Annotated in this window: 26 protein-coding genes; 17 read left to right on the plus strand and 9 right to left on the minus strand. The window is 72.3% G+C overall.

Annotated features, from left to right (window positions below; translation table 11 throughout):
* Positions 1–4: 4 nt before the first annotated feature.
* From D9V37_RS12360 to D9V37_RS12375, 4 genes are all read left to right on the plus strand, one after another.
* On the plus strand, positions 5–1219 hold the full coding sequence (locus D9V37_RS12360; protein ID WP_121806427.1) for an ROK family transcriptional regulator: 1215 nt from the start codon (positions 5–7) through the stop codon (positions 1217–1219).
* Positions 1216–2205, plus strand: a complete 990-nt coding sequence (locus tag D9V37_RS12365) for a GNAT family N-acetyltransferase (RefSeq protein ID WP_121806428.1) — start codon at positions 1216–1218, stop codon at positions 2203–2205. Before D9V37_RS12360 ends, D9V37_RS12365 begins: the two co-directional genes overlap by 4 nt.
* A 91-nt stretch (positions 2206–2296) precedes the next feature.
* On the plus strand, positions 2297–2773 hold the full coding sequence (locus D9V37_RS12370; protein WP_121806429.1) for a hypothetical protein: 477 nt from the start codon (positions 2297–2299) through the stop codon (positions 2771–2773).
* A gap of 39 nt (positions 2774–2812) precedes the next feature.
* Complete coding sequence (locus D9V37_RS12375) at positions 2813–3124, plus strand: hypothetical protein (RefSeq protein ID WP_121806430.1); 312 nt, start codon at positions 2813–2815, stop codon at positions 3122–3124.
* 19 nt (positions 3125–3143) lie between these two features.
* Here D9V37_RS12375 and map read toward each other — a convergent pair whose 3' ends face one another.
* Positions 3144–3914, minus strand: a complete 771-nt coding sequence (gene map, locus D9V37_RS12380) for a type I methionyl aminopeptidase (protein ID WP_121806431.1) — start codon at positions 3912–3914, stop codon at positions 3144–3146.
* A gap of 87 nt (positions 3915–4001) precedes the next feature.
* Between map and D9V37_RS12385 the strand changes: the two genes are divergently transcribed.
* Positions 4002–4607, plus strand: coding sequence for a ClpP family protease (locus D9V37_RS12385; RefSeq protein WP_121806432.1), 606 nt, complete (start codon positions 4002–4004; stop codon positions 4605–4607).
* Positions 4604–5197 (plus strand): ClpP family protease, encoded by a 594-nt coding sequence (locus D9V37_RS12390; protein WP_121806433.1) that lies wholly within the window; start codon positions 4604–4606, stop codon positions 5195–5197. The genes D9V37_RS12385 and D9V37_RS12390 overlap by 4 nt, the downstream gene beginning before the upstream one ends.
* A 118-nt stretch (positions 5198–5315) precedes the next feature.
* Here the strand turns inward: D9V37_RS12390 and D9V37_RS12395 are convergent, their stop codons facing one another.
* Entirely contained in the window at positions 5316–5627 is a 312-nt protein-coding gene (locus D9V37_RS12395) for a helix-turn-helix domain-containing protein (protein ID WP_121806434.1), read from the minus strand.
* A 259-nt stretch (positions 5628–5886) separates the two neighbouring features.
* On the minus strand, positions 5887–7110 hold the full coding sequence (locus tag D9V37_RS12400; protein ID WP_121806435.1) for an NAD(P)/FAD-dependent oxidoreductase: 1224 nt from the start codon (positions 7108–7110) through the stop codon (positions 5887–5889).
* Positions 7111–7148: 38 nt separating this feature from the next.
* Here D9V37_RS12400 and D9V37_RS12405 point away from each other — a divergent pair, with 38 nt between their 5' ends.
* Complete coding sequence (locus D9V37_RS12405; protein WP_121806436.1) at positions 7149–8183, plus strand: LLM class F420-dependent oxidoreductase; 1035 nt, start codon at positions 7149–7151, stop codon at positions 8181–8183.
* A 42-nt stretch (positions 8184–8225) separates the two neighbouring features.
* Here D9V37_RS12405 and D9V37_RS12410 read toward each other — a convergent pair whose 3' ends face one another.
* Genes D9V37_RS12410 through D9V37_RS12425 form a run of 4 tightly spaced genes read right to left on the minus strand, consistent with a single transcriptional unit; the run spans position 8226 to position 10332 of the window.
* A complete protein-coding gene (locus D9V37_RS12410; RefSeq protein WP_121806437.1) occupies positions 8226–8741 on the minus strand; it encodes a gamma carbonic anhydrase family protein in 516 nt (171 codons plus the stop codon).
* A gap of 43 nt (positions 8742–8784) precedes the next feature.
* Complete coding sequence (locus tag D9V37_RS12415) at positions 8785–9087, minus strand: hypothetical protein (protein ID WP_121806438.1); 303 nt, start codon at positions 9085–9087, stop codon at positions 8785–8787.
* A 25-nt stretch (positions 9088–9112) separates the two neighbouring features.
* Positions 9113–9784, minus strand: a complete 672-nt coding sequence (locus tag D9V37_RS12420; RefSeq protein ID WP_121806439.1) for an MBL fold metallo-hydrolase — start codon at positions 9782–9784, stop codon at positions 9113–9115.
* The gene (locus D9V37_RS12425; protein WP_121806440.1) at positions 9781–10332 is read right to left on the minus strand and encodes a TetR/AcrR family transcriptional regulator; all 552 of its coding nucleotides are present in this window, start codon (positions 10330–10332) and stop codon (positions 9781–9783) included. The genes D9V37_RS12420 and D9V37_RS12425 overlap by 4 nt, the downstream gene beginning before the upstream one ends.
* A gap of 32 nt (positions 10333–10364) precedes the next feature.
* On the opposite strand from D9V37_RS12425, the gene D9V37_RS12430 reads away from it, so the two are divergent.
* The 4 genes from D9V37_RS12430 to D9V37_RS12445 all read left to right on the plus strand — a co-directional run bounded on the left by D9V37_RS12430 (position 10365) and on the right by D9V37_RS12445 (position 15381).
* Entirely contained in the window at positions 10365–10748 is a 384-nt protein-coding gene (locus D9V37_RS12430; RefSeq protein WP_121806441.1) for a DMT family transporter, read from the plus strand.
* Positions 10749–10871: 123 nt separating this feature from the next.
* On the plus strand, positions 10872–11633 hold the full coding sequence (locus D9V37_RS12435) for a hypothetical protein (RefSeq protein WP_121806442.1): 762 nt from the start codon (positions 10872–10874) through the stop codon (positions 11631–11633).
* A 148-nt stretch (positions 11634–11781) separates the two neighbouring features.
* Entirely contained in the window at positions 11782–14802 is a 3021-nt protein-coding gene (gene uvrA, locus D9V37_RS12440) for an excinuclease ABC subunit UvrA (protein WP_121806443.1), read from the plus strand.
* Positions 14803–14868: 66 nt separating this feature from the next.
* Positions 14869–15381: a Rieske (2Fe-2S) protein gene (locus tag D9V37_RS12445; RefSeq protein ID WP_121806444.1), complete on the plus strand. Its 513-nt coding sequence runs from the start codon at positions 14869–14871 to the stop codon at positions 15379–15381.
* Between the two features lie 11 nt (positions 15382–15392).
* Here the strand turns inward: D9V37_RS12445 and D9V37_RS12450 are convergent, their stop codons facing one another.
* Together D9V37_RS12450 and D9V37_RS20075 are read right to left on the minus strand one after the other, a co-directional pair.
* Positions 15393–16208, minus strand: a complete 816-nt coding sequence (locus D9V37_RS12450; RefSeq protein WP_121806445.1) for an SGNH/GDSL hydrolase family protein — start codon at positions 16206–16208, stop codon at positions 15393–15395.
* Between the two features lie 19 nt (positions 16209–16227).
* Positions 16228–17520 carry a pyridine nucleotide-disulfide oxidoreductase gene (locus D9V37_RS20075; protein WP_147455935.1) on the minus strand — a complete coding sequence of 431 codons (1293 nt, stop codon included), beginning with the start codon at positions 17518–17520 and terminating at the stop codon, positions 16228–16230.
* Between the two features lie 99 nt (positions 17521–17619).
* Between D9V37_RS20075 and uvrC the strand changes: the two genes are divergently transcribed.
* The 6 genes from uvrC to D9V37_RS12485 all read left to right on the plus strand — a co-directional run bounded on the left by uvrC (position 17620) and on the right by D9V37_RS12485 (position 25067).
* Complete coding sequence (uvrC, locus tag D9V37_RS12460) at positions 17620–19617, plus strand: excinuclease ABC subunit UvrC (RefSeq protein WP_121806569.1); 1998 nt, start codon at positions 17620–17622, stop codon at positions 19615–19617.
* The gene (gene rapZ, locus D9V37_RS12465) at positions 19614–20477 is read left to right on the plus strand and encodes an RNase adapter RapZ (RefSeq protein ID WP_121806446.1); all 864 of its coding nucleotides are present in this window, start codon (positions 19614–19616) and stop codon (positions 20475–20477) included. The genes uvrC and rapZ overlap by 4 nt, the downstream gene beginning before the upstream one ends.
* 10 nt (positions 20478–20487) lie before the next feature.
* A complete protein-coding gene (locus D9V37_RS12470; RefSeq protein ID WP_121806447.1) occupies positions 20488–21441 on the plus strand; it encodes a gluconeogenesis factor YvcK family protein in 954 nt (317 codons plus the stop codon).
* A gap of 127 nt (positions 21442–21568) precedes the next feature.
* The gene (gene whiA, locus D9V37_RS12475; RefSeq protein WP_121806448.1) at positions 21569–22555 is read left to right on the plus strand and encodes a DNA-binding protein WhiA; all 987 of its coding nucleotides are present in this window, start codon (positions 21569–21571) and stop codon (positions 22553–22555) included.
* Between the two features lie 303 nt (positions 22556–22858).
* On the plus strand, positions 22859–23857 hold the full coding sequence (gap, locus tag D9V37_RS12480) for a type I glyceraldehyde-3-phosphate dehydrogenase (protein WP_121806449.1): 999 nt from the start codon (positions 22859–22861) through the stop codon (positions 23855–23857).
* A gap of 1 nt (position 23858) precedes the next feature.
* Positions 23859–25067: a phosphoglycerate kinase gene (locus tag D9V37_RS12485; protein WP_121806450.1), complete on the plus strand. Its 1209-nt coding sequence runs from the start codon at positions 23859–23861 to the stop codon at positions 25065–25067.
* Positions 25068–25069 lie beyond the last annotated feature (2 nt).

A 25069-nucleotide genomic window follows, 5' to 3' on the forward strand; every position in this document is an offset into this window, starting at 1 on the left:
TGCGATGGTCGCGACGAGCTCCGGAGCGGCACGCCCGGACGAGATCCGGCGCCACAACCTGGCCCTGATGCTCACCCACGTGCACCGCGACGGCGCCCTGTCGCGGGCCGAGCTGACCCAGCGGCTGGGGCTGAGCCGCTCCACGGTGAAGTCGCTGGTCGACGACCTGACTCAGCTCGGGCTGGTGGCCGACGTCGTGCCCAGCGCCGGTCAGGGCGGCAGCACCGGCGTGGGGCGGCCCTCGCATGTGGTGGCACCGCACCGCGGCGGCCCCTTCGTGCTGGCCGTCGACATCGGGGTGGAGGAGACGACCTTCGCCGCCGTCGGGCTGGGCGGCGACGTGTACGCGCGCCAGACCCGGGCCACGGCTCGGATCCAGGAGCCGGGCGCCGTGGTCGACGCCGTCGCCGACTGGGTCGTGCGCAGCGGCGGCGACGGCTGCGACTGGGGCGACGGCTGGCTGGCGGGGGTGGGCATCAGCGTGCCCGGCACCGTGGACGCCACCAGCGGACGGGTGGGCATCGCTCCGAACCTGGACTGGCACGACGTGCCGCTCGGCGCACTGCTGGCGGACCGGTTGCCGGCGGCCGTCCCGGCGGCCGTCGGCAACGACGCCGACCTCGCGGTACTGGCCGAGCACGCCCGCGGCAGCGCGCGAGGAAGCGCCGACGTGGTCTACCTGATGGTGCGGGTGGGGCTGGGCGCGGGCATCATCGCCGCGGGGCTGCCGCTGCGCGGCCACTCCGGCAGCAGCGGCGAGATCGGCCACAACCAGCTCGATCCCGCAGGCCCGCCCTGCCACTGCGGCAAGCGCGGTTGCGCCGAGACGTTCATCGGCGACGGCGCCCTGCTGGCGCTGGCCGGACATCCGGGCCCGGTCTCCGACGCGGCGGTGGCCTCGGTCTTCGACCAGGCGCGCGACGGCGACGAGCGGGCGCTGAGCGCCATCCGGACCGTGGCCGGGCACCTGGGCCACGTCATCGGCGACCTGGTCAACACCCTCGACCCCGAGCGCGTGGTGGTGGGCGGCAGTCTCACCGGGCTGCTCGACGTCGCGCGACCCGAGCTGGAGGCTGCGCTGGCGAATGCCACCTTCGCCGTGCTGGGCCGCCGGGCCGACCTGCGGGCGGGTGCCTTGGGCGACGACGCCGCCCTGCTCGGCGCGGCCGAGGCGGCCTTCGCCTCGCTGCTGGCCGACCCCGTCGGGGCCCGGGCGTGAACCTGGTCGAGTTCGGTCCCGACGACGCCGGCTCGGTGGCGGCGTACACCGACGTCGCCAACGCCGCGCAGCGGGTCGACGCGCCCTTCCTGCCGGAGCAGTCGCCGCTGCGCACCGAGATGGAGATGCGGCACAGCTGGGACGGCGAGCTCGGTCGCTTCTTCCTCCTCCGCGAGGGCGACCGGGTGCTCGGCACGGCGCGGCTCGACACCAGCGAGTGGGACAACCTCGACCTGGCCTGGGTCGAGGTGGTGGTCGACCCGCAGCACCGGCGCCGCGGTGCCGGGACGGCTGCGCTGGCCGAGCTGGAGCGTCTCGCGCTCGCCGGCGACCGGCACCTCGTGGGGGTCAGCGGCTGGGACTCCGCGGGGGTGCGCGCTTTCGCCGAGCGCACCGGCTACCTGCTCGGATCGCAGGAGATCGCCCGGCGCCTCGACCTGACGGGCGTCGACCTCGCGCGCATCCGGACGCTGCGCGACGAGGCCGCCGAACGGGCGTCGGCGTACGAGCTGGTGCGGGTGGTGGGGCGTACGCCCGAGGAGCTGCTCGACGACCTCGCCGCGATCACCGGAGCCATCAACGACGCTCCGATGGGCGACCTGGAGTACGAGGACGAGGTCTACCCGCCCCAGCGAGTCCGCGACTACGAGGAGCACAGCACCGCCGCCGGCTGGCGGCTCCACCGGCTGCTCGCGCGGCACCGGGGGACCGGCGAGCTGGGTGGGCACACCGTCGTCCTGGTCGACGTCCGTGGTGAGGAACCCGCCCGCCAGCACGACACCAGCGTGGTGGCCGCGCACCGCGGCCGTCGGCTCGGTCTGTTGCTGAAGGCCGAGATGGTGCTGTGGTTGGCGAGCGAGGAGCCCGAGGTGGCGCAGGTGCTCACCTGGAACGCCGAGGCCAACGACCACATGATCGCGGTCAACGAGGCGCTCGGGTTCGAGGCGCTGGGCCGCGAGCTGGAGTTCCAGCGGCGGCTGTCCTAGGTCGATTTCGGTCGCACAGGTGACCTCTGTACGGTCGGGGGAGCCGTTCGAGACGTTCGGCACCCCAACGTTGATGTGGAGTTGATCGACCGTGCGACCGTCCCCGCGGCTCCGGGCCGTCCGGACCCTGGCCACCGCTGCAGCCACCCTGACGCTGCTCGCCACGGCCGCCTGCGGCAGCAGCAGCGACGACGACAAGTCCAGCTCGGCCAAGAGCTCGGCCTCCGCGTCCGCGTCCACCTCAGCGTCGAGCTCGCCGTCGGGGTCCGCCTCGGCCTCGAGCAGCCCGACCGTGCTGCCGACGTACTCGACCTCCACCGCCAAGTCCGACCGGCCCTCGGTGTCGAAGCTGTCGGCGTCGCTGGTGAAGGGCTCGAAGTCCAGCGGTTCGGGCTACACCGCCGCCCAGGCCACCTGCGTGGCCAAGGCGCTGGTGGCCTCGAAGGTCTCCAACGTGGCGCTCAAGGCCATCGCCACGCTCGACCAGAACTTCACCGCCTCGGCCGCGGACAACACCGCCCTGCAGGCGGTGGCCACCCAGCTCTCGAGCTGCAGCAGCGCCGAGTAGCGGGTTTGGCGCCGCCCGCGCGGCGGTAGGTTCCCGGGCGTGAAGAAGACGGGTGCGATCATCGGTGCTGTCCTGCTCCTGACCAGCGCGGGGTGCGGCAACAGCCGTCCCTCGACCTCGGATGTGTCCAAGGCGCTGCAGGACGGCGTGAAGAGCAGCAAGAGCTCGAAGTCGGAGCTGAAGCTGAAGAAGAAGCAGGCCGACTGCGTGGCGAAGGTCTTCGAGGCCAGCAAGCTCAGCGACGCGACGCTGACCTCGATGGTCGACGACCACACCTACAAGCAGAACACCACGAACGACAAGGTGCTGGCGGGCCTCTCGACCAAGCTCGCCAAGTGCAACGTCACCTGAGGCCCGGCAGGCCGGCGGCCTAGGCGACCCGTTCGGTGAGCACGACGGCGTCGTCCATCGTGACGGCGATCGTGTGCTCCATGTGGGCGCCGCGCGAGCCGTCGGCCGAGCGGATCGTCCAGCCGTCGGGGTCGGTGTAGATCTCGTCGGTGGTGTGCAGGAACCACGGCTCGATGGCGATCACCAGTCCGGGCCGCAGCCGCAGCCCGCGGCCGACCCGGCCGTCGTTGGGCACGTGCGGGTCGCCGTGCATCGTGCGCCCCACGCCGTGCCCGCCGAACTGGGTGTTGACGCTGAGCCCCTCGGCGTGGGCGATCTCGGCGATCGCCGCGGAGACGTCGCCGAGCCGGTTGCCCGCGCGCGCCTGCGCGATGCCCGCGGTCAGGGCGCGGGTGGTGGTGTCGATCAGGTCCAGGTCCTCCTGGCGAGGCGTGCCGACCACGACGCTCAGCGCCGAGTCGGCCACCCAGCCGTCGACGCTGCAGGCGAAGTCGACGCTGAGCAGGTCGCCGTCGGCCAGGGCGTAGTCGTGCGGCAGGCCGTGCAGCACGGCGTCGTTGACCGAGGTGCACAGCACCTTGCCGAACGGCATCGCCCCGAACGAGGGGTGGTAGTCGATGTAGCAGGACTCCGCGCCGCGCGCCCGGATCATCTCGTGGGCCAGCGCGTCCAGCTCGAGAAGGTTCACCCCGACGTCGGCCTTGTCGCGCAGCGCGGAGAGCACCTCGCCGACGAAGCGGCCGGCGGGCCGCATCTGCTCGATCTCGGCGGCGGTGCGTAGCTCGATCATGCTCGCAGTTTACGGATCCGCTGTGGGCGGATCCGCCTCGGGCGGAACCGCTGGAACCGCGGCCGGCGTGCCGGTCAGTCTCGGGGCATGACCACACCACCACGCACCAGCTCGCTGGACGACGAGCTCACCGCCCGGCTGATGCACCAGCGCATCATCGTGCTCGGCGAGCCTGTCGACGACCCGATCGCCAACCGGCTCTGCGCCGAGCTGCTGCTGCTCTCGGCCGAGGACCCGCACCGCGATATCTCCCTCTACATCAACTCACCCGGCGGCTCGGTCTCGGCGGGCCTCGCCATCTTCGACACGATGCGGCTCATCCCCAACGACGTCAGCACCCTGGCGATGGGGCTGGCCGCCTCCATGGGCCAGTTCCTGCTCTCGGGCGGCACCCGGGGCAAGCGCTACGTACTGCCGCACGCGCGGGTGCTGATGCACCAGGGGTCGGCCGGCATCGGGGGAGTGGCCGCCGACATCGAGATCCAGGCCCAGAACCTCGAGCACACCCGCCGGGTGCTGATGGGCCTGATCGCCGAGCACACCGGGCAGCCGGTCGACAAGGTCACCGCCGATGCCGACCGCGACCGCTGGTTCACCGCCACCGAGGCGCTGGAGTACGGCTTCGTCGACCAGGTGCTCACCGACGTCGCCGACATCACCCCGGTGCGGCTGCCGACGGGACTGTCGTCATGAGCTCCTACACGATCCCCAGCGTGGTCGAGAAGACCGTGCGCGGCGAGCGTGCCGTCGACATCTACAGCCGACTGCTGACCGACCGCATCGTCTACATCGGCACCGAGCTCGACGACGGCGTCGCGAACGTCGTCATCGCCCAGCTGCTGCACCTGGAGTCCGAGAGCCCCAGCGCGCCCATCGACCTGTACCTGAACTCACCGGGCGGCTCGGCCACCGCGATGTTTGCCGTCTACGACGCGATGCAGTACATCGCCTCCCCGGTGGCGACCACCTGCGTCGGCCAGGCGGCCTCGGCCGCGGCCGTGCTGCTGGCCGGCGGCGATCCCGGGCGCCGCTCGATCCTGCCCCACGCGCGGGTGGTGCTGCACCAGCCGGCCGGCGGCGGCCAGGGCGCCCTGCCCGACCTGGAGGTGCAGGCCAAGGAGATCGTCCGGCTGCGATCCTCGATGGAGGACGTCCTGGCCCGCCACACCGGCCGCAGCCCCGAGCAGCTGCGCACCGACACCGCCCGCGACCTGGTCCTCACCGCCGAGGAGGCCGTGGCGTACGGGGCCGTCGACGTGGTGCTCGCCAGCCGGAAGGGGTAGGTCCGGGACGCTCCGGGAGCCGCCACAACCCCACACTTGCGAAGGCTGAGACCGGGTCGGCCCGATATGTCCCCCGCAAAACCTCGCAAGTGCGGGGTTTTGGTGAGCGGGTCGGCGCTCAGCTAGCGAGGCAAACCGGCCCGGACATCGGCCCCAACCGCCGCGTGACCCGGCCGGTCAGGTCGAACAAGCGCAGCCCCAGCGCCCCGTGCACGGCACCGAGCACCTCCGAGCTGGGCTCCTTCAGGCCGCGCTCGACCTCGGAGAGGTACTGGGTCGACACCCCGGCCTGCTCGGCGACGTCGGCCAGCGTGCGCTCCTGGCGCAGCCGCTCGCCGCGCAGCTCGCGGCCGACCACCTCGCGCCACAGCGGCTCGGGCTTCGGCGCCGGCTCGGGAGTGCGGCTCGGGAACGGGAGAAGGTCGCCCATGGCCCGAACCTACGACCGGTGCGTGGTCCGTGCGGCTGGTGTTCGCTGTCGGCAGAACGTGCGCCAACTGCGCACTTGCGCACTCGGCGCGGCGGATCCGCCCGCCTTGCCGTGCCCGCGTCGCAAGTGTGCAGTTGGCGCACGTCCGGGGCGCGGGCGCCACCACATCCCCACACTTGCGCAGCGAATCTCGGGGGTTGCCCGATATGTCCCCACCACAAGCCCGCAAGTGCGGGGTTTTGGCACCCGCACCCATTCCTCACACCTCCCCGAGCGCGGTCCCCTCGTCAGCCAACCGCTCGGGGTCGACGTCGGTCCCGACCAGCCGCTTGACCTCGTCGATCGCGTCCCAGTCGTTGACGTGCATGCCGGCGACGATCCGGCGGCCCTGGAGCCACCAGGCCGTGAAGAGCAGATCGTCACCGGAGGTCTGGCCGCGCAGCACCACCCGGTCGTAGTCGTCGGGGCCGGCGTGGCCGACGTACTCCATGCCGAGGTCGTACTGGTCGGTGAAGAAGTACGGCAGCTCGCGGTGCTCGACGTTGCCGCCGACCAGGTTCGCCGCGGCCACCGCGCCGTGCTTGCCGGCGGTGTCCCAGTGGGCCACGCGCAGCGGCCGGCCGAGCACCGGGTGGTCGGCGTTGGCGACGTCGCCGGCGGCGTAGACGTACGGGTCGGAGGTGCGCAGGTGGGCGTCGGTGCGGATGCCGTCGTCGATGGTGAGGCCGGCGGCGCCGGCGGGCTCGACGACGGGCTCGACGCCGGTGCCGATCACCAGCAGGTCGCAGCGCACCGGGTCGCCGTCGGCCAGTGAGACGGTGACGCCGTCGCCGGAGCGGGCGACGTCGGTGATGCGGGCGCCGAGTCGCAGGTCGACGTCGTGGGCGCGGTGGACGTCGGCGAAGATCCGTCCGACGTCGGCGCCGAGCACGTTGAGCAGGGGCTGGTCGAGGCTCTCGAAGACGGTGACCGAGGCGTCGGCGGCACGGGCGGCGGCCGCCACCTCGAGGCCGATCCAGCCGGCGCCGACGATCCCGACGCGGGCGCCCGCCTCGAGGGCGTCCTTGATCCGGCGCGACTCCTCCAGCGTGCGCAGGTAGGCGACGGCGGGGCCGGCGTCGGCCGCGGGGGCGAAGGCGCGCGGCCACGAGCCGGTGGCCAGCAGCAGCCGGTCGTAGCGGACCTGTTCGTCGCCGGCTGTCACGACCCTCGCGGCCGTGTCGAGCGAGGTCACCTTGGTGCCCAGGCGCAGGTCGACGTCGTGGTCGGCGTACCACGACGCCGGGTGCATCAGCGCGTCGTCCTCGGTGCCGTCGCCGAGCAGGATGTCCTTCGACAGCGGGGGCCGCTCGTAGGGTGTCCACTGCTCGTCGGTGAACAGCGTGAGGTCGCCGTCGAAGCCGTTGCTGCGGAGCTCGGTGACGGCGGTGCCGGCGGCGAGCCCACCACCGACGACGACGATGTGATCGGGGTGATCGTTCATGTTGCCGAGACTAGGTCCCCACCTGAGAAGGTGACCCGGTGAAGCTGGGACTGCAGCTGGGGTACTGGGGTGCGCAGCCGCCCTCCGGTGTGGCCGAGATGGTGGCCGCGGCCGAGGACAGCGGCTTCGACGCGCTCTTCACCGCGGAGGCCTGGGGCTCTGACGCCTTCACCCCGCTGGCCTGGTGGGGACGCGAGACCAGCCGGTTGCGGCTGGGCACCTCCATCGTGCAGCTCTCGGGCCGCACCCCGGCCTCGATCGCGATGCACGCGCTCACCCTCGACCACCTCTCGGGCGGCCGCGTCGTGCTCGGCCTCGGCGTCTCGGGCCCGCAGGTCGTCGAGGGCTGGTACGGCCAGCCGTTCGCCAAGCCGCTGGCGCGCACCCGCGAGGTGGTCGACATCGTGCGCCAGGTGCTGGCCCGCGAGGCGCCCGTGGCCAGTGACGGTCCGCACTACCCGCTGCCCTACACCGGCCCCGGCTCGGTCGGGCTCGGCAAGCCGCTGCGCTCGATCGTCCACCCGCTCCGCGCCGACCTGCCGATCTGGCTGGGTGCCGAGGGTCCCAAGAACGTCGCCCAGACCGCCGAGATCGCCGACGGCTGGATCCCGCTGTTCTACTCGCCGGCGTCGGCGCCGATGTACGCCGAGTGGCTGGCCGAGGGGTTCGCCCGGCCCGGCGCCCGGCGGAGCCGCGACGACTTCGAGATCGCCACCAGCTGCACCGTGGCGGTCACCGACGACCCGGCGCCGGTGCTCGCGGCGTTGAAGCCCGACGTCGCGCTCTACATGGGCGGGATGGGGGCCAAGGAGGTCAACTTTCACAAGCGCGTCTTCGAGCGCATGGGGTACGCCGACCTCGCCGACCGCGTCCAGGAGCACTACCTGGCCGGGCGGCGCGACGAGGCGGTCGCGCTCGTGCCCGACGAGCTGGTCGACCAGCTCCACATCGTCGGCGACGCCGCGAAGGTGCGCGACCGGGTGGCGCAGTGGGAGGCCGCCGGCGTCACCACGCTGCTCCTGCGGCTGACGTCTGCCGACGAGGTGCGCCGCGTCGCCGAGGTCGTGCTCTAGCGTCATCCGACGTGGTCGCTGCAGCGACCGGATCGTATGACGTCAGAGCTCCTGGATCCCGTCGCGGTGGCGCCGGGCCAGCTCCTGGTAGGCGGCCGGGTTGCCGCGCACCCAGGCCTCCACCGAGGAGCCGGTGACCGGGCCCTTCTCCCGCGCCGGGACGCCCATCACCAAGGTGTCGTCGGGCACCTGGCCGGTCAGCACCGACCCGGCCGCCACCATCGCCCCGTCGCCGACCACGGCGCCGTCGAGCACGATGGCCCCGTTGCCCACGAGCGCCTCCGCGCCGATGGTCGCGCCGTGCACGACGCAGGAATGGCCGATCGTGGCCCCGGGGCCGACGACGCACGGGAACGGACCCGCGTGCAGGACGGAGCCGTCCTGCACGTTCGCGCCCTCCTTGACGACGATGGGCCCGAAGTCGGCCCGCAGCACGGCGCCGTACCAGACCGAGGCGCCGGCCTCGATGGTCACGTCGCCGACGATGCTGGCCGTCGGGGCGATGAAGGCGGTCTCGTGGACGCTCGGGCTGGTGCCCTCGAAGCTGAACAGCGGCATGGCAGCACGCTAGCCGCCACCTCGATCAGCGCCGTCAGTGCCGTCAGCGCCGACGGAACCCGTCGACCACGCCCAGGACCAGCAGCGCGATCGCGGCCAGGATCAGCACGTAGCTGAAGTCCTCGGCCGCCCCCTGCTCGGCGGCGTAGTTGAGCAGTCCGCCGAACAGCGCGAGCACGACCGCCCCGACGATGAACGGCACGGTCCGGGGGGCGCGCACGGCCGGTTGGGCCGGCGCCAGCGACGGGTTGCGCCCGACCGCCCCACCCAGCTGCGCCCCGCACGCCGGGCAGGCCTTGAGGTACTCCTCGGCGACGACGTGACCCCGGGGACAGGTGCGCTCCACGTCGGGAAACGCTAGCCGAGCCCGCCTACCAGCCCCGCTCGCCCCACTCCACCAGGTGCGGACGCTGCTCGCCCAGGGTCGAGTCGTTGCCGTGGCCGGGGTAGAACCAGGTGTCGTCGGGGAGCCGGTCGAAGACCTTGGTCGTGACGTCGTGGAGCAGCGAGGCGAAGGCGTCGGCGTCGCCGCGGGTGTTGCCGACGCCGCCGGGGAAGAGGCTGTCGCCGGTCCAGAGGTGGGGGTGGCCACCGGGCTCGTCGTAGAGCAGCGCGACCGACCCGGGGGTGTGGCCGACGAGGTGGATGACCTCCAGCGAGCACGTGCCGACCGCGACGGTGTCGCCGTCGGTCAGCCGGGTGCCGACCTCGACGCCGGTCTGCTCGGTGATGGCGTCGGCGTCCTCGGCACCGGCGACGGTGCCCGCGCCGGTGGCGGCGACGACCTCGGCCAGGGCGCGGTGGTGGTCCCAGTGCTGGTGGGTGGTGACCACGGTGGCCAGCCCCGCCTCACCGACCAGCGGCAGCAGCCGCGGAGCGTCGGCGGCCGCGTCGATCAGCAGCTGGTCGCCGGTCTCGGTGCAGCGCAGTAGGTAGCAGTTGTTGGACATCTTCGCGTCGACGGCGACCTTGGTGATCTGCAGGTGGTCGAGCTCGCGGACGTCGGGCTCGCCGCCGGGCGACACCTCGCCGGTGTAGGTCATGGCAAGGAATCTACGGCGAGCAGCCGTACCGCGCGGGCCAGGTCCTCGACGACGTGGCCGGGCTGCTCCAGGGGCAGGTCCAGGCTGAGCCCCATGAACGTCTCGTCGACGAGCCATGCGAGCCGCGCGGCCCACCGCGTCGGCACCCCGGACGCGGCCAGGTGGCCGGCCATGGCCGAGATCCAGACCTCGTTCGACTCCCGCACCAGGGCGTCGTAGGGGCCCGCACCGAGGACGCCGAGCGCGCTCGCCTCGGAGTACAGCCGGGCGCACCGGGTGATGGCGGGGGAGGAGACGACGGCCCAGAGGTCCAGCACCGCCCGCTCCGGGTCGGCGGAGGGTGGGAGCCCGCGCAGCGCCTCGGACGACCGGTGGGTGGACGTGCGGACGATCGTCGTGACGAGGTCGTCCTTGTCGGCGAAGTGGTAGAGCAGCATCCGGTCGCTGGTGCCCAGGTCGGCGGCCAGCGGGCGCAGGCTGAGCCCGATCAGGCCGTGCTCGAGGGCGTAGTCCGTGGCGGCCTCGGCCAGCTCGGATCGACGACTCACGCGATGAGTGTAGCGAGTGCTACATTCGTGGTGTGTGGACCGCCGGACCGTTGCTCGTCGTCGCGATCGCCATCGAGGTGGGCGCGACGGCGGTGCTGCCGCGCGCGAAGGGCTTCACCGACCCGTTCTGGGCCGCCGTCGTGCTGGGCGGCTACGCGGTGTCGATCTGGCTGCTGGCCGTGATCGTGCGCTACATGGACGTCTCGGTGGTCTACGCGATCTGGTCCGGCGCAGGCACCGCGGCCATCGCCGTGGTCGGGGTGCTGGTGCTGGGGGAGCGCCTCGACCTGGTCAAGGTGGTCGCGCTGACGCTGATCATCGTGGGCGTGGTGGTGCTCAACCTGCACGGCGCGCACCACCGTCCGAGCGGCCGGACGGCCGGCGTCGCAGAGGTCCAGGACCTCTCGGTCGAGTGAGACCCGCCGCGCTAGGAGAGGTGGCGCTGAGCTGATCCCTGGGTGCTGATCCCTGGGTGCTGATCCCTGGGTGCCAGGTGGTCCATACCGTCCGCACAGGCCCGCCGGGCACCGTCGTGGACCATGGGCGACGCGGGGGGCACGCTGTACTTCTGGCACATCCCGAAGACGGCCGGCACCACGCTGACGCAGTGGCTGGAGGCGCAGTACCGACCCGAGGAGGTGTACCGGCCGCATCTGCTGCCCGACCTGCGCGGCACCGCCGCCCAGGACCTGCTCGCCAAGCGGCTGTTCCGCGGGCACTTCGGCAGCGAGCTGCCCCGCCGGCTGCCCGTGTCGCCGACCACGGTGACGGTGCTCCGCGAGCCCCGCGCCCGCACCGTGTCCCACCTCGGCCACATCTGGCGCACGCCCGATCACTACCTCCACCGTCGGCTGCACGCGGCGGGGGAGCGGCTGCCCGACGTGCTCGCCGACCCGGTGCTGCGCCGAGCGGTGAGCGACGTCCAGGCGCGCTACCTCGGCCGGACGCCACCGCGGCGCGGTCCCCGGCGCCCGTTGGTGACGGTGTCGGGGCAGCTGCTCGCGCAGGCCGAGTACGAGCTCGCACCGGTGCCCGGTCGGGCCAGGCTGCGCCGGCGTGCCGCGCGCCGGCTCGGGGGGATGGGCGTCGTCGGGGTGACCGATCGGATCGACGACCTCGCGTACCGGCTCGCCACCCGGCTCGGCTGGTCGGAGCCGGACGACCTGTCGCGGGCCAACGCGGCCCCGTCGGGGGCCTCGCCCTGGTCGGGGCGACGGCTCCAGCCCGCCGAGCGGTCGCTGCTCGACGACGTCAACCGGGTCGACGCCGACCTGTACCGGTTGGCGCAGCGGCTCACCTGATCCTGTCGGTGGTCCCTGGGGGCGTGCCGGCTGTCGGTGGCGCGGCATAGGGTCGTGATCCGAGGCGTTGCACGGCGTGGTGCGCTTGCGCCCGCCGCCCCGACGGCGAACACTTGTTCGACAGGCTCCGACTCCCGCGAAGGACCACATGGCCGACCAGCTCGTCATCCGAGGTGCCCGCGAGCACAACCTCAAGGACGTCTCCCTCGACCTGCCCCGCGACTCGCTCATCGTGTTCACCGGCCTGTCCGGATCGGGCAAGTCCTCCCTGGCCTTCGACACCATCTTCGCCGAGGGCCAGCGTCGCTACGTGGAGTCGCTCTCGGCCTACGCGCGTCAGTTCCTGGGGCAGATGGACAAGCCCGACGTGGACTTCATCGAGGGGCTCTCGCCCGCGGTCTCGATCGACCAGAAGTCGACGTCGAAGAACCCCCGGTCCACCGTGGGCACCATCACCGAGGTCTACGACTACCTGCGGCTGCTCTACGCCCGCGCCGGCCGCCCGCACTGCCCGGTGTGCGGCTCGCCGATCGAGCGGCAGACCCCGCAGCAGATCGTCGACCGGATGCTCGAGACCCCCGAGGGCACGCGCTTCCAGGTGCTCGCGCCGGTCATCCGCGGCCGCAAGGGCGAGTACGTCGAGCTGTTCCGGCAGCTGCAGACGCAGGGGTTCAGCCGGGCGCGGGTCGACGGCGAGACCATCCAGCTCAGCGAGCCGCCGAAGCTGGAGAAGCAGCGCAAGCACACCATCGAGGTGGTCGTCGACCGGCTGGCGGCCAAGGAGTCGGCCAAGCGGCGGCTCACCGACTCCGTCGAGACCGCGCTGAACCTGGCCGGCGGCCTGGTCGTGTTCGATCTGGTGGATCTCGACGCCAAGGACCCCGGCCGCGAGCTGAAGTTCTCCGAGAAGATGTCGTGCCCCAACGACCACCCGCTCGACACCGACGAGCTCGAGCCGCGCTCGTTCTCCTTCAACTCCCCGTTCGGGGCCTGCCCGGAGTGCACCGGCCTCGGCACCCGGATGGAGGTCGACCCCGACCTGGTGGTCTCCGACCCCGACGCCACCCTGGCCGAGGGGGCGATCGGGCCGTGGAGCGGTGCGCACGTGGCCGACCACTTCGTCCGGCTGCTCGGCGCGCTGGGCGACGAGCTGGGATTCGACGTCGACACCCCCTGGCGCAAGCTGCCCGCGAAGGCGCGTGAGGCCATCTTGGTGGGCCACGCGACGAAGGTGCACGTGCGCCACCGCAACCGCTACGGCCGCGAGCGGTCGTACTGGACCGCCTTCGAGGGGGTGGTGCCCTACATCGAGCGGCGCCACCGCGACGCCGAGTCCGACACCAGCCGCGAGCGCTTCGAGGGCTTCATGCGCGAGGTGCCGTGCCCAGTGTGCAAGGGCACCCGGCTCAAGCCGGTGTCGGTGGCGGTCACCATCGGCGGCCGCAGCATCGCCGAGGTCTGCGCGATGCCGATCAACGAGACCGCGACCTTCCTCGGCGACCTCGACCTGAGCGCCCGCGAGCGCCAGATCGGCGAGCGCGTGCTCAAGGAGATCCAGGAGCGGCTGCGCTTCCTGCTCGACGTCGGCCTGGACTACCTCTCCCTCGACCGTCCCTCGGGCTCGCTGTCGGGCGGCGAGGCCCAGCGGATCCGGCTGGCCACGCAGATCGGCGCCGGCCTGGTCGGCGTGCTGTACGTGCTCGACGAGCCCAGCATCGGCCTGCACCAGCGCGACAACCAGCGGCTCATCGAGACGCTGGTGCGCCTGAAGGACCTGGGCAACACCCTCATCGTGGTCGAGCACGACGAGGACACCATCCGCACCGCCGACTGGGTCGTCGACATCGGACCCGGCGCCGGCGAGCACGGCGGCCAGGTGGTGCACTCCGGCTCGGTGCAGGGGCTGCTGGACCACCCGGACTCGCCCACGGGCCTCTACCTCTCCGGGCGCCGCGAGATCCCCGTGCCCGACGTGCGCCGGCCGCGCACGAAGGGCCGGCAGCTGGTGGTCCAGGGGGCGAGGGAGAACAACCTCAAGGACATCGACGTCGCGTTCCCGCTGGGGCTGTTCGTCGCCGTCACCGGCGTGTCCGGGTCCGGCAAGTCGACGCTGGTCAACGACATCCTCTACACCTCGTTGGCCAAGCAGATCTACAACGCCCGCACGGTGCCGGGCCGCCACAAGCGGATCACAGGGGTCGACCAGGTCGACAAGGTCATCCACGTCGACCAGTCGCCGATCGGGCGCACGCCGCGGTCGAACCCGGCCACCTACACCGGGGTGTTCGACCACGTCCGCAAGCTCTTCGCCTCCACGCCCGAGGCGAAGATGCGCGGCTACCAGCCGGGTCGGTTCTCCTTCAACGTCAAGGGTGGTCGCTGCGAGGCCTGCTCGGGCGACGGCACCTTGAAGATCGAGATGAACTTCCTGCCCGACGTCTACGTCCCCTGCGAGGTCTGCCACGGCGCCCGCTACAACCGGGAGACGCTCGAGGTCCACTACAAGGGCAAGACGATCGCCGAGGTCCTCGACATGCCGATCGAGGAGGCGGTGGACTTCTTCGCCGCCATCCCGGCCATCGCCCGGCACATGACGACGCTGGTGGAGGTCGGGCTGGGCTACGTGCGCCTCGGGCAGCCGGCCACGACGCTCTCCGGCGGCGAGGCGCAGCGGGTCAAGCTGTCCTCGGAGCTGCAGAAGCGCTCCACCGGCCGCACCGTCTACGTGCTCGACGAGCCCACCACGGGACTGCACTTCGAGGACATCCGCAAGCTGCTGCTGGTGCTGGGCAAGCTCGTCGACCAGGGCAACACCGTGCTGGTCATCGAGCACAACCTCGACGTCATCAAGACCGCGGACTGGATCTTGGACCTGGGCCCGGAGGGCGGTCGCGGCGGCGGCACCCTGGTGGCCCAGGGCACGCCGGAGGAGGTCGCCGAGGTCCCCGAGAGCCACACCGGCCGGTTCCTGGCGCCGATCCTCCACGGCGGACGCGGTGCCGTGACGGCCGCGGCGGCGGCGAAGCCCCGCAGCACGAAGGCGGGGACCGCTGGTACTACGACCAAGGGCCGAGCGAGCGGCGGACGGTCGTCCACTGGCACCGGGGCCCGACGCACGACATCCTCGAAAACACAGGGAGTTGTCAGGAAACGTCGCACCGCTTCGTGACCTGAGGTTCCTACGGTTGATGGTTCAAGCAGTTTGACGCGATCACACCGAGAGACCGAGGCGAACATGACCCAGACCCACGAGCCAGACCACCTCGCCGGCCCGAGCGGCGACCACCAGGTCGACCGTCGGCCCACCCGCCGCATCGTCTTCAGCGGGCTGGCCTCGTTGGGCGTCGCGGTGGCGCTCGCCGGCTGCGGCAGCTCCGGCGACGACAGCGCGAGCGGCTCCAGCGGTTCCAGCAGCAGCTCGGGCAGCAGCTCCGACTCGAGCTCGTCGGGGTCCTCGAGCGGCACGGAGCTGACCAAGACCGCCGACGTGCCCGTCGGCGGCGGCGTCATCCTCACCGACCAGAAGATCGTGGTGACCCAGCCCAAGGCCGGCACCTACGAGGCGTTCAGCGCCACCTGCACCCACCAGGGCTTCCTGGTCGGCCAGGTCAAGGACGACGTCATCTTGTGCGAGCACCACGGCAGCGAGTTCTCCGCCGAGACCGGCAAGGTCACGCGCGGGCCGGCCCAGACGGCGCTGTCCAAGGTCGCTATCACCGTCTCCGGCGACTCGATCCTGGCGGCCTGACCGGTCTGGTCTCAGGCCAGGGCGGTGACGTACTCGGGGTAGCGCGGACGGAGTCCGTCGCCCGAGGACCGTCCGGTCAGCCCGCGTCGCAGCCACGGCACGGCGTGCGTCCGCGTCCAGGCCAGGGTCTCGGCGCGTCGCTCGCGCGGCGTCGGCTGCGACGCCGCGGCCAGCGACGGTGCCGGCAGCCGGTGTGCCACTCCGAGAGCGTCGAGGAACGCGGCGGCCATGCGTTGGTGGCCCGCCGGTGACATGTGGATCCGGTCCTCGCTCCACAGCCGTAGGTCGCGGTACTCGTGGAGCCGCCAGAAGTCCACGACGGTGGCATCGAGGTCGTCGGCGACCTCGCGCAGCAGCTCGTTGTAGAGGGCGAAGCGCGAGCGCAGCGCACCGAAGCCGGCGACGCGGCCGCGGTCGTGGGCGGTGAAGACGACCAGCCTCGCGCCCGTGGCCGCGAGCCGCTGCAGGCCCTCGGCGTAGCGGGCCACCAGGGTGTCGACGTCGACGCGGGGCCGCAGGATGTCGTTGCCGCCGGCGTAGATGCTCACCAGGTCCGGACGCAGGGCGAGCGCCGGGTCCAGCTGCTCGGCCAGCACGGCGTCGAGCTTGCGGCCGCGGATGGCCAGGTTGGCGTAGCCGACCTGGCCTGTGCCGCCTGTGCCGCCTGTGCCGCCTGTGCCGCCTGTGTCGCCGCTGTCGCCTGTGTCCAGCAGGACGGTGGCGGCGCGGTCGGCCCAGCCGCGGACCCCGTTGGGCAGCGCGGGATCGGGGTCGCCGACCCCCTCGGTGAAAGAGTCGCCCAGGGCGACGTAGCGGCGGAACGGCACCCCCGCAGCGTAGAGACCGCTAGGCCCGGCGCGGGCGCACCGGGTCGGCTGCGCGGCGCAGCCACTCGTCGCGGCGGCAGTGACGCCGGTCCATCCGGCGGTCGACGAGGGAGACGGCCTCGGCGTAGCGACCGGCCCGCACCAGGGCGCAGATGCGGGTCTCCTCGACCACCTCGCGCTGGGCGTCGCTGCCGCCCAGCCGCCACAGCTGGGGCGTCAGGCGGCCGAGGTCGTCGGCCGCCGCGGAGGCCTCGCCGCGGACCAGCCGTCGCATCGCCCGGGCGACCGGGGCCGCCACCTCGGACTGGTCGGGGTCGGGGCTCAGCGCACAGGAGCGTTCCAGCACCGCGAGCCCGGTGCAGTCCTCGGCCGCTGCGAGCGCGACGGCGGCGTGCAGCGCCATGAACGGCGTGGGCGGGCAGCGCAGCAGCTCGGCGTCCACCGCGGCCAGGACCTCGCAGACGCCCGGCACGGCGCTGGCTCCCGGCGTGAGGGCCCAGCGCCACAGCAGCGACCCGGAGTCGACGAGCGCGCGACAGCCGGTGTCGGGGCCGGGGCGCAGCTGGGTCTCGTAGCGACGTCGAACGGCGTCGAGGTCGCCGACCGACAGCTCGTGGAGGGCGGCGTGCCAGGAGAAGTGGAGCAGGCTGTCGGCGCCGGAGCCGGCCCCGTCGATCCAGTCGTCGATCCAGGCCAGGCCGGCGCCGTGGTCGGCGGTCTCGTAGTGCGCGTGAGCCCGGGCGTGGGCGGAGTGGCCGGCGTCGGGCTGCAGCGCGAGCGAGCGGACCGACAGGCTCATCGCCTCGTCGAACCGCCCCTGCTCCTGCCGCATGAACGCCAGCAGACCGGTGAACCACCAGTCGTCGCCGTAGGACGGACGACATCGCTCGACCAGGTCCCAGGCCTGCTGCGGCACGCGTGTGACGCCCGAGAACGCGATGGTGGGCACCGCCACGGAGAGCAGCAGCGCGTCGCGGGGGTAGGTCTCGAGGTGGCGGAGCAGTGGCGCGGGGTCGCCCGCCAGGTGGCTCACGACCGCGTGCACGTGGCTGCGCTCGCGCTCGGTGCTGCGCCGGGCGTGGAGCGCGGCGTCGCGCAGCCGGGCCGCGATGTCGACCGGTGCGCAGAACTCATGGCCCAGCAGCGCCAGGGCAGCGTGGCCGAGGGCGAAGGTCGGGTCGAGCGCGATCGCGCGGGCGAACGCGGGCACGGCGCCGTCGGCCAGCCGGAGCAGCCGGTCCAGGCCGTCGTCGAAGGCGAGCCCGGCCTCGTGCGAGGCGGTGAGCTCGAGCCCGTAGCGGTCGGCGACCATGTAAGTACACTATGTCACTCGACAATCCGAGTCGAGTCCGACACGGGGTCGGTACTGGCGTCGACGCCGGTGTCGGAGCGGCTCCGTAGGGTGGAGGGCGTGACCGACCCGAGGAGCTACCGGCCCAAGCCGGGGTCGATCCCGACCCAGCCGGGGGTCTACCGGTTCCGCGACCCCCACGGCGTCGTGGTCTACGTCGGCAAGGCCAAGAACCTGCGGGCGCGGCTCTCCTCCTACTTCCAAGACATCGGCGCGCTGCACCCGCGCACGGCCACGATGGTCACCACCGCGGCGTCGGTGGAGTGGACCGTGGTCAACACCGAGGTGGAGGCGCTGCAGCTGGAGTACTCCTGGATCAAGGAGTTCGACCCGCGGTTCAACGTCAAGTACCGCGACGACAAGTCCTACCCGTGGCTGGCGGTGACCTACTCGGAGGAGTTCCCCCGGGTGATGGTCGGGCGCGGCCGCAAGCGCCGCGGCACGCGCTACTTCGGCCCGTACTCCCACGCCTGGGCCATCCGCGAGACGGTCGACCTGCTGCTGCGGGTGTTCCCGATGCGCTCGTGCAGCAACGGCGTCTTCAAGCGCTCGGGCCAGATCGGCCGTCCCTGCCTGCTCGGCTACATCGACAAGTGCTCGGCGCCCTGCGTCGGCCGGGTGAGCGAGGAGGAGCACCGGCAGATCGTCGACGACTTCTGCACCTTCATGGCCGGCAGCTCCAACGCCTTCGTCAAGCGCGTCGAGCGGGAGATGTATGCGGCGTCCCAGCGGGAGGACTACGAGAAGGCGGCGCGGCTGCGCGACGACCTCGGCGCGCTGAACAAGGCGTTGGAGAAGCAGCAGGTGGTGCTGGGCGACGGCACCAGCGCCGACGTCCTGGCGCTGTGCGAGGACCCGCTCGAGGTGGCGGTGCAGGTCTTCTATGTGCGCAACGGCCGGATCAAGGGTCAGCGCGGCTGGGTGGCCGACCGGGTCGAGGAGGGCGACACCGCCGGGCTCGTGGGTGACTTCCTGCTCCAGCTGTACGCGGGCGAGACCGGCGACGTGGTGCCCCGCGAGATCCTGGTGCCGGCCCTGCCCGAGGACGCGGCCGTCTACGAGCAGCTGCTGGGGGAGTCCCGTGGCGGCCCGGTGAGCCTGCGGGTGCCCCAGCGCGGCGACAAGCGGGCGCTGCAGGAGACGGTGGCCCGCAACGCCAAGGAGAGCCTGGCGCTGCACAAGACCAAGCGCGCCAGCGACCTCACCACCCGCAACCGGGCGCTGGAGGAGATTCGCGACGCCCTCGACCTCGACACCGCTCCGCTGCGCATCGAGTGCTACGACATCTCCAACCTGCAGGGCACCGAGGTGGTGGCCAGCATGGTCGTCTTCGAGGACGGCCTCTCGCGCCGCAGCGAGTACCGGCGCTTTGTGATCCGCGGCGTCGACGGGCAGAACGACGTCGCCTCGATGCACGAGGTGATCACGCGGCGGTTCCGCCGGCTGCTCGACGAGCGGTCCCAGACCGGCGAGCTGGGGGCGTCGGATGCCGGTGCGGACTCGGGGGAGGGAGCCCAGGGTCCGATGCTGGTCGACCCCGACACCGGCCGCGCGCGCAAGTTCGCCTACGCGCCCGGCCTGGTCGTCGTCGACGGCGGCCCGCCACAGGTGGCCGCCGCACAGCGGGCCCTCGACGAGCTGGGCATCGACGACGTGCCGGTGTGCGGGCTGGCCAAGCGGCTCGAGGAGGTCTGGCTGCCCACGCAGGAGGACCCGGTGATCCTGCCGCGGACCAGCGAGGGCCTCTACCTGCTGCAGCGGGTGCGCGACGAGGCGCACCGCTTCGCCATCACCCACCACCGCGGCCGGCGGTCGAAGTCGATGGTGGAGAGCCTGCTCGACGACGTCCCGGGGCTGGGGGAGGTGCGTCGCAAGACCCTGATCCGCCACTTCGGGTCGCTGAAGAAGCTGCGCGAGGCCACCGTGGCCGACATCGCCGCCGTGCCCGGCATCGGCACTGCCACGGCCACCGCCATCGCCGATGCCGTCGCCCAGCAGGCGGAGAACCGCAAGACTGTCTCCGTGAACACCGCGACCGGCGAGATCGTCGAGGAATGAGCGAGCAGGGGGAGCTCGTCGTCATCACCGGGATGACGGGCGCGGGTCGCAGCACGGCGGCCAAGGAGCTGGAGGACCTCGGCTGGTTCGTGGTCGACAACCTGCCTCCGGAGCTGGTCGGCGACGTCGTGCGGCTGGTCGACGAGCGGCGAGGGCAGCGGCAGCCGATCGCCGTGGTCGTCGACGTCCGGGCGGGGGAGTTCTTCGGTGCGCTGCAGGAGCGGCTGGCCAACGGGCTGGGGTCGCGGCGTACGTCGGTGCTCTTCCTCGAGGCCTCCGTCGACGCGCTCGTGCGGCGGCAGGAGGCGGCCCGGCGGCCGCACCCGCTGCAGGGCGGCGGCCGGCTGATCGACGGCATCGACCGGGAGCGGGAGGTCATGGCGCCGCTGCGTGGTGACGCCGACCTGGTCATCGACACCACCGAGCTCAACGTCCACCAGCTCAAGGAGCGGGTCGCGCGCGCCTTCGGGCACCCCGACGCGCTGCGACTGCTGGTGACGGTGGTCAGCTTCGGGTTCAAGTACGGCATCCCGGTCGACTCCGACCTATTGGCCGACATGCGGTTCCTACCGAACCCGTACTGGGTGCCCGAGCTGCGCGACCAGACCGGCCAGGACCCCGAGGTGGCGGCGTACGTCAAGGAGCGCGACGACGCGCAGGCGTTCCTCGACCGCTTCGTGCCGGTCGTCCAGACCGTCACCGCCGGTTACCTGCGCGAGGGCAAGCGCTTCATGACCGTGGCCATCGGCTGCACCGGCGGCAAGCACCGCAGCGTGGCGATGACCGAGGAGATCGCGGCTCGGCTGCGGGCGCTGGGGTACCAGGCCCGGGCCACCCACCGCGACCTGGGACGCGAATGACCACCGCCGCATGAAGGTCGTCGCGCTCGGCGGCGGCCACGGCCTGGCCGCCTCGCTCAGCGCGCTGCGCCACGTCGCCGATGACCTCACCGCCGTGGTCACCGTGGCCGACAACGGCGGCTCCTCGGGCCGGATCCGGCGCGAGTTCGGCACGCTGCCGCCGGGCGACCTGCGCATGGCGCTCGCCGCGCTGTGCGGCGACGACGACTGGGGCCGCACCTGGGCGCGGGTGCTGCAGCACCGCTTCGACTCCGAGGGCGAGATGCACGGCCACGCGGTGGGCAACCTGCTCATCGTGGCGCTGTGGGAGCTGCTGCGCGAGGACGGCGGCGGCGAGCAGGTTGCCGGGCTGGCGTGGGTCGGCCGGCTGCTGGGGGCGCAGGGCCGGGTGCTGCCGATGGCGCTGAGCCCGCTCGACATCACCGCGCGCGTCGTCGGGGCCGACCCCGACCACCCCGAGGCCGAGGTGTCCGTGCGCGGCCAGGTCGAGGTGGCCACGACCCCCGGCCGGGTCGTCGACGTCGCGCTCGAGCCGCCCGACGCGGTCGCCTGCCCCGAGGCCGTGACCGCGATCCGCGAGGCCGACTGGGTCGTGATTGGGCCGGGGTCATGGTACTCCAGCGTGATCCCGCACCTGCTGGTCCCCGATCTCTGCCGCGCGCTGCACGAGTCCTCGGCTCGTCGTCTGGTGAACCTGAACCTGGTGCCGCAACCCGGGGAGACCGACGGGCTGAGCCCGGTCGACCACCTCGACGCCCTCGTCGCCCATGCACCCGGCCTGCGGCTCGACGTCGTGCTGGGCGACAGCGGCACGGTCGCGCCCGGATGGGCCGTGGACCGGTTGCGGGTGGCCGCCGCGCGCTACGGCGGCCGGCTCGAGCTGACCGACCTGGCGCTGGCCTCGGCGCCTGACCAGCACGATCCCGAGCGGTTGCGCGCGGCGTACGAGCGCATCCTGGGCTGACCGCGCGAAGGCGCCGAAATGACCCGTCCAGGAGGCCACGTGAGCGTGGGCGATGGACTAGGGTTAAGCGTTGTCGCACCGCTCCGGGACGCGACGAATCGGCTACGTGGGTTGGGTGTTCTGACGTATGGCAATGACGGCGCAGGTCAAGGCGGAGCTCGCCAGCACGAGGGTGACGAAGACCTGCTGCCGCAAGGCCGAGGTGTCCTCGATGCTGCGGTTCGCCGGTGGGCTGCACATCGCCGGCGGCCGGATCGTCGTGGAGGCCGAGCTCGACACCGGGGCCGCGGCCCGTCGGCTGCGGCGCGACATCGCCGAGGTCTTCGGCCACACCTCCGACGTGGTCATGGTCCAGGGCAACGGGCTGCGCAAGGGCAGCCAGTACGTCGTCCGGGTGGTGCGCGACGGTGAGTCGCTGGCCCGCCAGACCGGCCTGATCGACCAGCGCGGCCGTCCCGTGCGCGGCCTGCCGCCGCAAGTGGTGTCCGGCTCGGGCTGCGACGCCGTCGCCGCCTGGCGGGGCGCCTTCCTCGCCCACGGCTCGCTCACCGAGCCCGGCCGCTCGTCGTCGCTGGAGGTCACCTGCCCCGGTCCGGAGGCGGCGCTGGCCCTGGTCGGGTCGGCTCGTCGGCTCGCGATCTCCAGCAAGGCCCGCGAGGTGCGCGGCATCGACCGCGTCGTCATCCGCGACGGCGACGCCATCGGCGAGCTGCTCACCCGGCTCGGCGCCCACGAGTCGCTGCTGGCCTGGGAGGAGCGGCGGATGCGCCGCGAGGTGCGTGCCACCGCCAACCGGCTGGCCAACTTCGACGACGCCAACCTGCGCCGTTCGGCCCGCGCCGCCGTCGCCGCCGGCGCCCGCGTGGACCGTGCCCTGGAGGTCCTCGGCGAGGAGATCCCCGACCACCTCCGCCAGGCCGGCCAGCTGCGCCTGGAGCACAAGCAGGCCTCGCTGGAGGAGCTCGGTCAGCTGCACGACCCGGTGCTCACCAAGGACGCCATCGCCGGCCGCATCCGCCGGCTGCTGGCCATGGCCGACAAGCGCGCCCACGAGCTCGGCGTCCCCGACACCGAGGCCTCGCTCACCCCGGAGATGCTGGCTGAGGAAGCCTGAGGAAGCCTGAGCTTGCGAAGGCTTCCTCGATGGTGGTTGAGCAGCCAGTGTCGCTGAGGAACGAGGCGACAACCGAGCGTGCCAAAACCCGGTGAGACGGGCGCCCACGCCGGGCACGCCGCGTCGAGGTGGCCGAGCGTGCCGCAACCCGGCGATCGGCTTGCCGTCATTCGCCGGTGCACCCGCGATTTGCGGCACGCGCGACGTTACTCATCCGTAACGCGGACACGGCCCTGATTGGATCGTTCAACCCGCGATAGGGTCGAGACGACGTAGCAGCCATCACACCAGGAGCCACTTCCCGTGACCGTTCGCGTAGGCATCAACGGATTCGGCCGCATCGGCCGCAACTTCTTCCGGGCCGTCAGGGCCTCGGGGCAGGACATCGAGATCGTCGCGGTCAACGACCTGACCAGCAACGCACAGCTGGCTCCGCTGCTGAAGTTCGACTCCATCCTCGGCAAGCTCGACGTCGACGTCACCACCTCCGAGGACGAGATCCGCGTGGGCGACCAGGTGGTCAAGACCTTCGCCGAGCGCGACCCGGCCGCGCTGACCTGGGGCGACGTCGGGGTCGACGTCGTCGTGGAGTCCACCGGCTTCTTCACCGACGCCACCAAGGCCCGCGCGCACGTCGACTCCGGCGGTGCCAAGAAGGTCATCATCTCCGCGCCCGCGACCAACGACGACGTCACCATCGTCATGGGGGTCAACGAGGGCGCCTACGACCCGGCGGCCCACACCGTCATCTCCAACGCCTCGTGCACCACCAACTGCCTGGCGCCCATGGCCAAGGTGCTCAACGACGAGTTCGGCATCGTCCGCGGCCTGATGACCACGGTCCACGCCTACACCGCCGACCAGAACCTGCAGGACAACATCCACAAGGACCTGCGTCGCGCCCGGGCGGCGGCGATCAACGTCGTGCCCACCTCGACCGGTGCGGCCAAGGCCATCGGCCTGGTGCTGCCCGAGCTCAAGGGCAAGCTCGACGGGTACGCGCTGCGGGTGCCCGTGCCCACCGGCTCGGCCACCGACCTCACCTTCGAGGCCTCGCGCGAGACCAGCGTGGAGGAGGTCAACGCCGCGGTCGAGAAGGCCGCCGACGGCAAGATCCTGCGTTACTCCACCGACCCGCTGGTCTCCTCCGACATCGTCACCGACCCGGCGTCGTGCATCTTCGATGCGCCGCTGACCAAGGTCATCGGCAACCAGGTCAAGGTCGTCGGCTGGTACGACAACGAGTGGGGCTACTCCAACCGCCTCGTCGACCTGATCAGCTACATCGGCACCTCGCTCTGACGTGTCGGGCATCGAGGATCTCGGCGACCTCGCCGGTCGCCGGGTGCTGGTCCGTTCCGACCTGAACGTCCCGCTGGACGGGGACAGGATCACCGACGACGGCCGGATCCGGGCCAGCGTCCCGACGATCGAGCAGCTGGCCGGCGCCGGCGCGCGGGTCGTCGTGACCGCGCACCTGGGCCGGCCGAAGGGCGAGCCGGAGGCGAAGTACTCGCTGCGGCCCGTCGCCACACGCCTCGGGGAGCTGCTGGGCACCGACGTCGCGTTCGCGACCGACACGGTGGGCGAGAGCGCGCACGCGGTCGTCGGCGCCCTGCACGACGGGCAGGTCGCGCTGCTGGAGAACGTCCGCTTCAACCCGGGCGAGACCAGCAAGGACGACGCCGAGCGCGGAGCCTTCGCCGACCAGCTCGTGGAGCTCGTCGGTCCCGATGCGGCGTTCGTCAGCGACGGCTTCGGGGTCGTGCACCGCAAGCAGGCCAGCGTCTACGACGTCGCCCAGCGGCTGCCCCACGCGATGGGTGGTCTGGTGGCCCGCGAGATCGACGTGCTGCGCCAGCTCACCGACGACCCGCAGCGGCCGTTCGCGGTCGTGCTCGGCGGCTCCAAGGTCTCCGACAAGCTGGCGGTGATCGACAACCTGCTCGGCAAGGCCGACCGGCTGCTGGTCGGCGGCGGCATGATGTTCACCTTCCTCGCAGCCCAAGGCCACGCCGTGGGCACCAGCCTGCTCGAGGAGGACCAGGTCGAGACCTGCCGCGGCTACCTCGAGCGTGCCGCTGCCGAGGGTGTCGAGCTGCTGCTGCCCACCGACACGGTGGTCGCGCCGGAGTTCAAGGCCGACGCCCCGGCGACGGTGGTGTCGGTCGAGGCCATTCCCGACGACCAGATGGGCCTCGACATCGGCCCGCAGACCGCGACGGCCTTCGCGTCCGCGCTCACCGGCGCCAGGACCGTGTTCTGGAACGGTCCGATGGGCGTCTTCGAGTTCGACGCGTTCAGCGCCGGCACTCGAGCGGTGGCCGAAGCGCTGACGAAGGTCACCGCGGCAGGGGGCCTGTCGGTCGTGGGTGGCGGCGACTCCGCGGCGGCGGTCCGCTCGCTGGGCTTCGACGAGGCGGCCTTCGGGCACATCTCCACCGGCGGAGGCGCCAGCCTGGAGTTCTTGGAGGGCAAGGACCTCCCCGGCATCGACGTACTGGAGTCCTGAGC

The organism is Nocardioides mangrovicus (assembly GCF_003674065.1).
In the GTDB taxonomy this organism is placed as follows: domain Bacteria; phylum Actinomycetota; class Actinomycetes; order Propionibacteriales; family Nocardioidaceae; genus Marmoricola; species Marmoricola mangrovicus.